The 10,133-nt window shown below is 73.3% G+C and carries 8 protein-coding genes; 4 read left to right on the top strand and 4 right to left on the bottom strand.

Annotated elements, in window-relative coordinates; all coding sequences use genetic code 11:
• A partial coding sequence (locus tag CCN44_RS16595; protein WP_208639786.1) for a MarR family transcriptional regulator occupies positions 1-352 on the bottom strand: 352 nt, incomplete at its 3' end.
• Positions 353-513: 161 nt separating this feature from the next.
• On the opposite strand from CCN44_RS16595, the gene ilvA reads away from it, so the two are divergent.
• The gene (gene ilvA, locus CCN44_RS16600; RefSeq protein WP_059252320.1) at positions 514-1,743 is read left to right on the top strand and encodes a threonine ammonia-lyase; all 1,230 of its coding nucleotides are present in this window, start codon (positions 514-516) and stop codon (positions 1,741-1,743) included.
• 309 nt (positions 1,744-2,052) lie between these two features.
• On the opposite strand, the gene greA is transcribed toward ilvA, so the two are convergent.
• Together greA and CCN44_RS16610 are read right to left on the bottom strand one after the other, a co-directional pair.
• Positions 2,053-2,550 carry a transcription elongation factor GreA gene (gene greA, locus CCN44_RS16605; RefSeq protein ID WP_059252321.1) on the bottom strand — a complete coding sequence of 166 codons (498 nt, stop codon included), beginning with the start codon at positions 2,548-2,550 and terminating at the stop codon, positions 2,053-2,055.
• 212 nt (positions 2,551-2,762) lie between these two features.
• The gene (locus CCN44_RS16610) at positions 2,763-3,161 is read right to left on the bottom strand and encodes a DUF4307 domain-containing protein (RefSeq protein WP_059252322.1); all 399 of its coding nucleotides are present in this window, start codon (positions 3,159-3,161) and stop codon (positions 2,763-2,765) included.
• A gap of 101 nt (positions 3,162-3,262) precedes the next feature.
• Here CCN44_RS16610 and mca point away from each other — a divergent pair, with 101 nt between their 5' ends.
• Both mca and CCN44_RS16620 read left to right on the top strand, forming a co-directional pair.
• Positions 3,263-4,144, top strand: a complete 882-nt coding sequence (gene mca, locus CCN44_RS16615; protein WP_079081122.1) for a mycothiol conjugate amidase Mca — start codon at positions 3,263-3,265, stop codon at positions 4,142-4,144.
• Complete coding sequence (locus tag CCN44_RS16620) at positions 4,137-4,385, top strand: hypothetical protein (protein ID WP_079081123.1); 249 nt, start codon at positions 4,137-4,139, stop codon at positions 4,383-4,385. The genes mca and CCN44_RS16620 overlap by 8 nt, the downstream gene beginning before the upstream one ends.
• Before the next feature lie 10 nt (positions 4,386-4,395).
• Here the strand turns inward: CCN44_RS16620 and CCN44_RS16625 are convergent, their stop codons facing one another.
• Positions 4,396-7,653 carry a tetratricopeptide repeat protein gene (locus CCN44_RS16625; RefSeq protein WP_107502077.1) on the bottom strand — a complete coding sequence of 1,086 codons (3,258 nt, stop codon included), beginning with the start codon at positions 7,651-7,653 and terminating at the stop codon, positions 4,396-4,398.
• A 386-nt stretch (positions 7,654-8,039) separates the two neighbouring features.
• On the opposite strand from CCN44_RS16625, the gene CCN44_RS16630 reads away from it, so the two are divergent.
• Positions 8,040-10,073, top strand: coding sequence for a thioredoxin domain-containing protein (locus CCN44_RS16630; protein ID WP_059252326.1), 2,034 nt, complete (start codon positions 8,040-8,042; stop codon positions 10,071-10,073).
• Positions 10,074-10,133: the final 60 nt, after the last annotated feature.

The following is a 10,133-nucleotide window of genomic DNA, read 5'->3' on the forward strand; positions in this document are numbered from 1 at the left end:
AGCGCACCTCCTCCAGCCGGGCGGCGCCGCGCGGCGACAGCTGGAGCACCACGGCCCGCCCGTCCTCCGGGTGCGAGGTGCGCTTCACGAGCCCGGTGTCGACCAGGGGCGCCACCTGCCGGGTGACCGTGGAGGAGTCGATGCCCATGCTCGCGGCGAGCGCCTTGACGCCCATCGGGCCTTCCTTGTCGAGGCGGTTGAGCAGCAGGTAGGCAGCGCGGTCCATGGAGTTGCGCACCTGGCCGACGCCGCCGAGCCGCGTCTGTTCGGCACGGCGGGCGAACACCGCCACCTCGTGCTGGAGGGTGTCGAGTAGACCGGTGTCACCGACGGTCGTCATGTCCATCGACATTTCAGGTGTTGTGGGCATGGCCGGAGGCTCGCTTCATGAAGGCTGCTGGGTTGGGGGACAGGGTACGCGGCCCGGCGCCGAGCCGTACCGGCGCTGCGCAAACCGGTCTCGCTGCTTGGTCACACCCGTCGTGCGCAAACGTGAACTGCGATGCTGGATCCATGAGCTACCGCACGGCCGACCTCTTGCGCTCCGTCACCCTGGACGACGTGCGCGGCGCCCAGAAGATGCTCTCGGGCGTCGCACGCGTGACCGCGATGGAAGGCAGCCGGCACCTGTCCCAGCTGGTCGGCGCGCCGGTGCACCTGAAGTGCGAGAACCTTCAGCGGACCGGCTCGTTCAAGCTGCGCGGCGCCTACGTGCGGATCGCCGGACTGCTGCCGGAGGAGCGGGCGGCCGGCGTGGTCGCCGCGAGCGCGGGCAACCACGCGCAGGGCGTGGCGCTGGCCTCCTCGCTGCTCGGCGTGCACGCCACCGTGTTCATGCCCAAGGGCGCACCCCTGCCCAAGATCAGCGCGACCAGGGACTACGGCGCCGAGGTGCGCCTGCACGGCCAGGTGGTCGACGAGACGCTGGCGGCGGCCCAGGAGTACGCGGCCGAGACCGGCGCGGTGTTCATCCACCCCTTCGACCACTCGGACGTGATCGCCGGCCAGGGCACGGTCGGCCTGGAGATCCTGGAGCAGTGCCCGGAGGTGCGCACGGTCGTCGTCGGCATGGGCGGCGGCGGGCTCGCGGCCGGTATCGCGGTGGCGGTCAAGGCGCTGCGGCCGGACGTCCGGATCGTCGGCGTGCAGGCGGAGGGCGCCGCCTGCTACCCGCCCTCGCTGGCCGCCGGGCGCCCGGTGTCGCTGGAGAATCCGGCGACGATGGCCGACGGCATCAAGGTGGGGCGGCCGGGCGTCGTGCCGTTCGGCCTGGTCGGCGAGCTGGTGGACGAGGTCCGCACGGTCAGTGAGGACCAGCTGTCGGCGGCGCTGCTGCTCTGCCTGGAGCGGGCCAAGCTGGTCGTGGAGCCGGCCGGGGCCAGCCCGGTCGCCGCGCTGCTGGCCGCGCCGGACGCCTTCGAGGGCCCGGTCGTCGCGGTGCTCTCCGGCGGCAACGTCGACCCGGTGCTGATGCAGCGGGTGCTGCGGCACGGCATGGCCGCGCAGGGCCGCTACCTGGCCGTACGGCTGCGGCTGACGGACCGTCCGGGCGCGCTCGCCACGCTCCTCGGGGTGCTGTCGGCGGTCGACGCCAACGTCCTCGACGTGAGCCATGTCCGCACCGATCCCCGGCTCGGGCTCACCGAGGCCGAGGTGGAGCTGCACCTGGAGACGAAGGGCCCGGCGCACTGTGCCGAGGTCGGCCGGGCCCTTCGTGACGCCGGCTACACCGTCATGGACTGACCCTCCCCGCACGGCCAACCACCCCTTCGGGTGAAGTGCGCTGAGGAACGCGATGCATCGCGTTGGGGTGTGTCGTGTGTTCGGGCCGGTCCACCTGTCCACGCCCCTGTACGCCGCCCCGCGTCCGCGGAAAGGGGACAGGCGCAGCCGAGCGAACAAACCTAGCTTTTGCGAAGAAGCCGCTGCGGCACATCGCGGAGTGGAACCACCCGATCCGTGAGCGGGACCGGCGCCGGAGGCGAACGGGCACGGCAAAGCCCCCGGCGGCCCTGTGGGCGCCGGGGGCCGGAAGTGAACCGGGGGCCTGGGTCAGCCCGTGTACGGCTCGGCCTTCAGGATGCGCACCGAGGCCTTCTTGCCGTTCGGCAGCTCGTACTCCGCGTCCTCACCGACCTTGTGTCCGATGACGCCCGTGCCGAGCGGGGACTGCGGGGAGTACGTCTCGATGTCGGCGCTCGCGTACTCGCGCGAGGCGAGCAGGAACGTCAGGGTGTCGTCCTCGTCACCGTCGAAGGCGATGGTGACGACCATGCCCGGCGCGACCGCGCCGTCCGCGGCCGGCGGCTCGCCGACCTTGGCGTTCTCGAGGAGCTGGGTCAGCTGGCGCACACGCAGCTCCTGCTTGCCCTGCTCCTCCTTGGCCGCGTGGTACCCGCCGTTCTCGCGCAGGTCGCCCTCCTCGCGCGCAGCCGCGATCTTGGCGGCGATCTCCGTGCGCGCAGGACCAGTAAGGTACTCAAGCTCGTCCTTGAGCTTGTTGTACGCCTCCTGGGTCAGCCAGGTGACGTTCTCGCTGGTCTGGGTCACAGGGTGCTCCTCGTCGGTACTGGGAATACAAAGCATCGCCCTACCCAGAAGCATGTTCCCTCTTGGAAGGGCGAAACCACGAGCCTAACAATTCAACGCCGGAAGGGGGAGGACATAAGCCATCAGAATCACATCAACGCAGGTCAGGGCCTACGCATTCCGGGTGATCCCGGGAGGTGTCCCGCGGTCTCGGCAGGGGTCGTGGCCGGTTCTCAGTCGGCGTGGCAGCCCAGCAGCTGGGCCGTCGTCCCCTCGGCCGTCGTACGGAGCGTGACGACCTTGTCGATCCGCGTGTCCGGACCGGAGAAGCGGAAGTCGGCCCGGCCCACCTCGGCGCCGTCGGCCGACTGCGACCGCACGGTGCAGTAACCGGAGGCCCCGGCGTCCTTGCGGACCTCCAGATGGACCTGGACGCTGTCGGCGCTCGCCCTGAAGGAGATGACCTCGGCGTTGATCTCGTTCTTCGCGACGTAGTGGTAGAAGAAGAAGCCGATCAGTGCGAGCAGGACCGCGCCCAGCACCGAGCCGGCGATCTTGAGCTTGCGGTCGGCGCGCCGGTCCGAGGAACGGCCGTAGCGGCCCTCGGGCAGCCGCGTGCTCGCGGTACTCATGATCGTCCTCTCCGCGGAATTATTCGCCCCCCGATTCGGTCACTATAGAAGCCGCCGATCGCGCCGCAGACACGGGGCGCCGACTTACCGAGGATTGAGTCTTGACTGACCAGCTGCGACTGATGGCCGTTCACGCGCACCCCGACGACGAGTCGAGCAAGGGCGCGGCCACCATGGCGAAGTACGTGTCCGAGGGGGTGGACGTGCTGGTGGTGACCTGCACCGGCGGAGAGCGCGGGTCCATCCTCAACCCGAAGCTGCAGGGCGACTCCTACATCGAGGAGCACATCCACGAGGTCCGCCGGAAGGAGATGGACGAGGCCCGGGAGATCCTCGGCGTCAAGCAGGAGTGGCTCGGCTTCGTCGACTCCGGCCTGCCGGAGGGCGACCCGCTGCCGCCGCTGCCCGAGGGCTGCTTCGCCCTGGAGGACGTCGACAAGGCGGCCGGCGAGCTGGTGAAGCAGATCCGCTCCTTCCGCCCGCAGGTGATCACCACCTACGACGAGAACGGCGGCTACCCGCACCCCGACCACATCATGACCCACAAGATCTCCATGGTGGCGTTCGAGGGCGCGGCGGACACCGAGAAGTACCCCGAGGCCGAGTTCGGGCCCGCCTACCAGCCGCTGAAGCTCTACTACAACCAGGGCTTCAACCGCCCCCGCACCGAGGCGCTGCACCAGGCCATGCTCGACCGCGGCCTGGAGTCGCCGTACGGCGAGTGGCTCAAGCGGTGGAACGAGATGGAGCGCACCGAGCGCACCCTGACCACGCACATCCCGTGCGCGGACTTCTTCGAGATCCGCGACAAGGCGCTGATCGCCCACGCCACGCAGATCGACCCGGACGGCGGCTGGTTCAAGGTGCCGCTGGAGCTCCAGAAGGAGGTCTGGCCCACCGAGGAGTACGAGCTGGCGAAGTCCCTCGTCGATACCTCCATCCCCGAGGACGACCTCTTCGCGGGCATCCGGGACAATGCCTGACATGAGCGCAAGCGTGAGCCTGGCAGTGACGCATCTCGTCCCCCTCGCCAAGGAGCTGGACAAGAACAAGGTCACCCCCGGTGTCCTCGGCTTCATCGTCTTCGCGGTGATGGCCCTGGCCGTGTGGGGCCTGATGAAGTCGATGAACAAGCACATGCAGAAGGTCGACTTCAAGGAGGCATCGGACCCCGACGCCGAGCAGGCCCGGCCGAAGGCCGGCCCCTCGGCCCAGCGGGGCTGACCCGGGCGGGTCAGCGCCCCGCCGGTACCGCCACTCCCATCACCTCCCGGGCGTGGCGGTCCGGAGTCATGCGCAGACGCCACGCCTGCCAGCCGGCCTCCAGCTGGACGCCCCGCTCCAGCAGCAGGGCGTACGCCGAGACGTACTCGTCCAGCTTCTCGTCCCGCAGCGGATGCGCGGCGCGGGCCAGCTGGGCCAGTTCCTCCTGGGCGACCGCCGTGCCCACCTCCACCCCGCCCGGCGCCGCGTACGGCAGCAGGGTGCAGCGCAGGAAGCGGGCCCAGTCCTCGCCGCGCCGGTCGCCGTAGGACGAGAACAGGGTGAGCGCCTCGTCGCACAGCGCCAGCGCCTGCTGCGTGCGCGCGTTGCCCGCGTCCACCACCGCCAGCTCCAGGCAGGTCCAGGCCTCGCCGTGGGCGACGCCGATCCGCTGGAAGTCGGCGCGCGCGTCCACCAGGAGCTGCCGGGCGAAGCCGGAATTGCGCAGCGAGCCGGTCTGCGCGGCACGCTGGTCCCGGGTCGCCCGCGCCGAGTGGTGCCGGGCGCAGGCCAGGCCGTAGACGTCCCGTATCCGGGAGAACATCGTCCGGGACCGCTCCAGCTCGCGCACCGCCTGGTCCAGCTCGCCGGTCTCCTCCAGCGCCTGCCCCAGGTAGTACAGCGTCCACGCCTCACCGCGCGCGTCCTCGTTGTCCCGGTGCCGGGCCACCGCCCGGCGCAGGCTCTCCAGGGCGGCGGAGGCGTCGCCGGCCACCAGCCGGGCCCGCGCCAGCTGGGTCAGCGCCCACGCCTCGCCGCGGGCGTCGCGCGTCCTGCCGTACCGCTCCAGGGCCGCGCGCAGCTCCGTCTCCGCGCGCGGTACGTCCCCCAGCCGCAGCGCCAGCTGCCCCAGCTGGAAGTGCGCCCAGGCCTCGCCGTGCACCGAGCCGCCCTCGCGGTGCAGGACCAGGGAGCGGGTGAGCAGGTCCAGCGCCTCCGCCAGCCGGGCCCGGTCCCGCTGGACGGCCGCCAGCGCGTGCATCGTCCAGGCCCGGTCCGTCGCCAGCTCCGGTGCCGCCTGCATGTCCAGGGCCTCCTGGAGCTTGGCGGCGGCCTCGGTGAGGTTGCCCTGGTGGTGCAGGGTGATGCCGAGCGAGGTCAGTGCGCGGGCGGCGCCCGCGTCGTGATGGGCCTCCCGGTACAGGTCCACCACCGCGGCCAGCGTGGTGCGCGCCTTGTCCAGCTCGCCCAGCTGCCGGGCCGCGATGCCGGTGCGCCACTGCACCGAGCGCACCAGCAGCCCCTGGTCCACGGACTGCGCCAGCTCGCTGATCTCACCGAGCCGGTACAGGTCGCCGCGCAGCAGGCAGTAGTCGCACAGCGCGCCCAGCAGGTTCAGCACGGCCGCCTGGTCGACGCCCTCCGCGTGCCGCAGGGCCGCGGTGATGAAGCTGGACTCGTCGTCCAGCCAGCGCAGCGCCTCGTCGAGCGAGGGGAAGCCGTGCGAGCCGAACTGGTTCGACCGCGTCGACATGTTCCCGTCGACCAGGCGCAGCACCGAGTCGGCCAGCTCGGCGTAGTTCACGATCAGCCGTTCCTGGGCGGCCGCCCGCTCGGCCGGGTCCTCCTCGTCCAGCAGCCGGGCGTGCGCGAACGCCCGCACCAGGTCGTGCAGCCGGTAGCGGCTGCCGCGGACGTGGTCGATCAGCCCGGCCCGGGCGAGCGCCACCAGATGCCGGGTGGCCTCGGCCTCGTCGGTGGCGAGCAGCGCGGCTGCCGCCGCCGCGCCCAGCGAGGCCCGCCCGGCCAGCGCCAGCCTCCGCAGCAGCCGGCGGGTGGGCTCGGGCTGGTCGGTGTAGCGCAGCCACAGCGCCCGCTCCACCGGCTCCACCGGGCCGTACGCGCCCAGGTCCGCGGCCAGTTGGCGGGGTGAGCGCGGGCCCAGCGCGGAGCCCGCGATCCGCAGCGCCAGCGGCAGGCCCCCGCACAGCTCGCGGACCCGGTCGGCGGACTCGACGTCGTACGTCCCGCCCGTCTCCCGCCGCCACCCTTCCGAGGAAGTCGCTTCGCCCCCTTGCCCGTGTGCGTCCTGTGCCGTCGCGCTCAGCAGCTCCTCGGCGCCCGCCGTGTCCAGCGCGGGCACCGGCAGCTCGTGCACCCAGGCCGGCAGGTCGGCGGGCAGGTCGAGCGGGGTCCGGGCGGTGACCAGGACCAGGCTGTCGGACCGCTCCGGCACCAGGGCGCGCACCTGCTCCGGGTCCGAGGCGTCGTCCAGCACGATCGTCACGGGCAGACCGGTCAGATGCCGGTGGTACAGCTCGCCGAGCCGCTTGAGCTGCTGGTCGGGGGAGGACCGCTCCCGGAACAGCAGCTGCTCACGGGGCGCGCCCAGCCGGTTGAGCAGGTGCAGCAGCGCCTCCCGGGTGGACAGCGGGGCCTCCTCCCGGCTGCCGCCGCGCAGGTCCACCACCACCGCGCCGCGGAAGTGGTCCCGCAGCTCGTGCGCCGCGCGCACCGCCAGCGTGGTCCGGCCGGAGCCGGGCTCGCCGTGCAGCACGACCACCGTCGGCCGGGTCTCGGTGGCCGCACGCGCGGCCTGCGCCCACTGCCTGATCCGCCCCAGCTCGGCCCGGCGCCCCGCGAACGGACCGTCGGCTTCCGGGAGCTGCCCGAACGACTGCTCCAGCACCGAGCGTCTGCGGGCCGCCGCGCTCTTGTCCGCGCCGCGCAGCGCCGGGCCGCCACCGGTCTTCTTCGCGCCCGTGGAGGCGCTGAGCACCCGCTGCTGGTCGAGGAACGGGCGGATGCCCCGCACCTCCAGCGCGGTCAGCCACTGCAGCCGCAGCTGCTCCGGGCCGCCGGGCTGGCCGGCCGCGCCCGCGCGGTGGTGGGCGGCGGGCAGATGCGTCCCGGCCACCTTCACCACCGTGGTCGCGGCACCCACCACGGCGGCGGTGGCACCCGCGCCGAGCGCCGTGCCCGTGCCGGTGCCGAGGGTCAGGTCGGCCACCGCGGCGGCGACGGCGGCGACGGCCGCCACCAGCAGGGCGGTCCCGGCGCCCGCGCGGGCGTACCGCTGCCCGAAGGTCAGCCGTCCGGCCTCCGCCTCGTCCAGGGCGCGGAGGTAGGCCGCGTACTCCTCGCCGGCCGCGTCCGCCATGGCGTCCAGCGCGCCCCGCGCCCGCGCCAGCAGCACCTGGCCGTCGACCCGGCCGCCCGACCGCCGCACCTCCTCCTCCACGGCCCGCACCAGCAGCCGCTCGGCCTCCGCCCGATGACCGTCCCGCATGTCCCGTCCCCCTCCGGCGGCAACTCCTTTGCCCACGAGTGTCCTTCGGGCGAGGCGGCAGCGCGAGAGGGTGACGGCCGGCGGGATGTGGGGGAAGTGTGCGAGGGCCCGGGGCAGGGGCGGTGCCGGTGCGGACGGTGACGATGCCGACCGGGCGTCCGGGACCGCCACGGCGGCCGTCGAGCCGCCCCGTCCGAAGACCGAGCGGCGCCTCCGCGTCCGGTGCTGCTGCGGTTCCACGCCGTCCCCGAGCACGTCCCGGCGCCCGCGGGGGAAGCGAGCCGGCGGTACGACAGGCCGACCGCCCCCCGCCCGGCCGCGGACCCGACGGCCGACGCGTTCCGGGCTGACGTCCGGCGGGACGGGTGCTGCGGCAGGATGGGAGTATGCCGAATCGACTGGCCCATGAGACGTCCCCGTACCTGCTCCAGCACGCGGACAACCCCGTCGACTGGTGGCCGTGGTCCGGCGAGGCCTTCGAGGAGGCCCGCAGGACCGGCAGGCCCGTGTTGCTGAGCGTCGGGTACAGCAGCTGCCACTGGTGCCACGTCATGGCGCACGAGTCGTTCGAGGACCAGGCCACCGCCGACTACCTCAACGAGCACTTCGTCAGCGTCAAGGTCGACCGCGAGGAGCGGCCGGACGTGGACGCCGTCTACATGGAAGCCGTCCAGGCCGCCACGGGCCAGGGCGGCTGGCCCATGACCGTGTTCCTCACCCCGGACGCCGAGCCGTTCTACTTCGGCACCTACTTCCCGCCCGCCCCCCGGCACGGCATGCCCTCCTTCCGGCAGGTGCTGGAGGGCGTGCAGCAGGCGTGGACCACCCGTCACGACGAGGTCGCCGAGGTCGCCGGGAAGATCGTCCGCGATCTCTCCCAGCGGGAGATCGTCCGGCACGCCGCCGAGGCGCCCGGCGAGCAGGAACTCGCGCAGGCCCTCCTCGGGCTCACCCGCGAGTACGACCCGCAGCGCGGCGGGTTCGGCGGCGCGCCGAAGTTCCCGCCGTCCATGGTGCTGGAGTTCCTGCTGCGGCACCACGCGCGGACCGGCGCCGAGGGCGCGCTCCAGATGGCCCGGGACACGTGCGAGCGGATGGCCCGAGGCGGGATCTACGACCAGCTCGGCGGCGGATTCGCCCGGTACTCCGTCGACCGGGACTGGATCGTGCCGCACTTCGAGAAGATGCTGTACGACAACGCCCTGCTCTGCCGGGTCTACGCCCACCTGTGGCGGGCCACCGGATCGGATCTGGCCCGGCGCGTCGCGCTGGAGACCGCCGACTTCCTCGTGCGGGAACTGCGCACGGACGAGGGCGGGTTCGCCTCCGCGCTCGACGCCGACAGCGACGACGGCAGCGGGCGGCACGTGGAAGGGGCGTACTACGTGTGGACGCCCGAACAGCTTCGCGAGGTGCTCGGCGACGACGCCGAACTCGCCGCCCCGTACTTCGGCGTGACCGAGGAAGGCACCTTCGAGCACGGGCAGTCCGTCCTCCAGCTCCCGCAGACCGAGGGCGTGTTCGACGCCGAGAAGGTCGCGTCCGTCAAGCGCCGGCTCCTCGACGCCCGCGCCCGGCGGCCCGCGCCCGGCCGGGACGACAAGGTCGTCGCCGCCTGGAACGGGCTCGCCGTCGCCGCGCTCGCCGAGACCGGCGCCTACTTCGACCGGCCCGACCTGACCGAGGCCGCGCTCGGCGCCGCCGACCTGCTCGTCCGCGTCCACCTCGACGAGCACGCCCGGCTCGCCCGCACCAGCAAGGACGGCCGGGCCGGCGCCAACGCGGGCGTGCTGGAGGACTACGCGGACGTCGCCGAGGGGTTCCTCGCGCTGGCCTCGGTGACCGGTGAGGGCGTCTGGCTCGACTTCGCCGGGCTGCTCCTCGACCATGTCCTCGCCCGCTTCACCGACCCGGAGACCGGCGCCCTCTACGACACCGCCTCCGACGCCGAACAGCTCATCCGCCGGCCGCAGGACCCCACCGACAACGCCGCGCCCTCCGGCTGGACCGCCGCGGCCGGGGCGCTGCTGAGCTATGCCGCCCACACCGGCTCCGAGCCCCACCGGGCCGCCGCCGAGCGGGCGTTGGGGGTGGTGAAGACCCTCGGGCCGCGCGTGCCGCGGTTCATCGGCTGGGGGCTGGCCGTCGCCGAGGCGCTGCTCGACGGGCCGCGCGAGGTGGCGGTCGTCGGGCCCGCCCCGGACGACGAGCGGACGGCCGCCCTGCACCGTACGGCGCTGCTGGGCGCCGCCCCCGGTGCCGTCGTCGCCTGCGGCACCCCGGGCAGCGACGAGTTCCCGCTGCTCGCCGACCGCACCCTGATCGACGGCGCCCCGACCGCGTACGTCTGCCGCGGCTTCGTCTGCGACCTCCCGGTCACGGACCCGGACGCGCTGCGAGCGAAGCTGACGACGTCCTGACCGCGCGGCCTGCCCGACCTCCCGGAATGCCGGCGCCGGCACCGGGAGGCGGGCAGGCCG

Source organism: Streptomyces tricolor (genome assembly GCF_002155905.1).
Lineage (GTDB): Bacteria > Actinomycetota > Actinomycetes > Streptomycetales > Streptomycetaceae > Streptomyces > Streptomyces tricolor.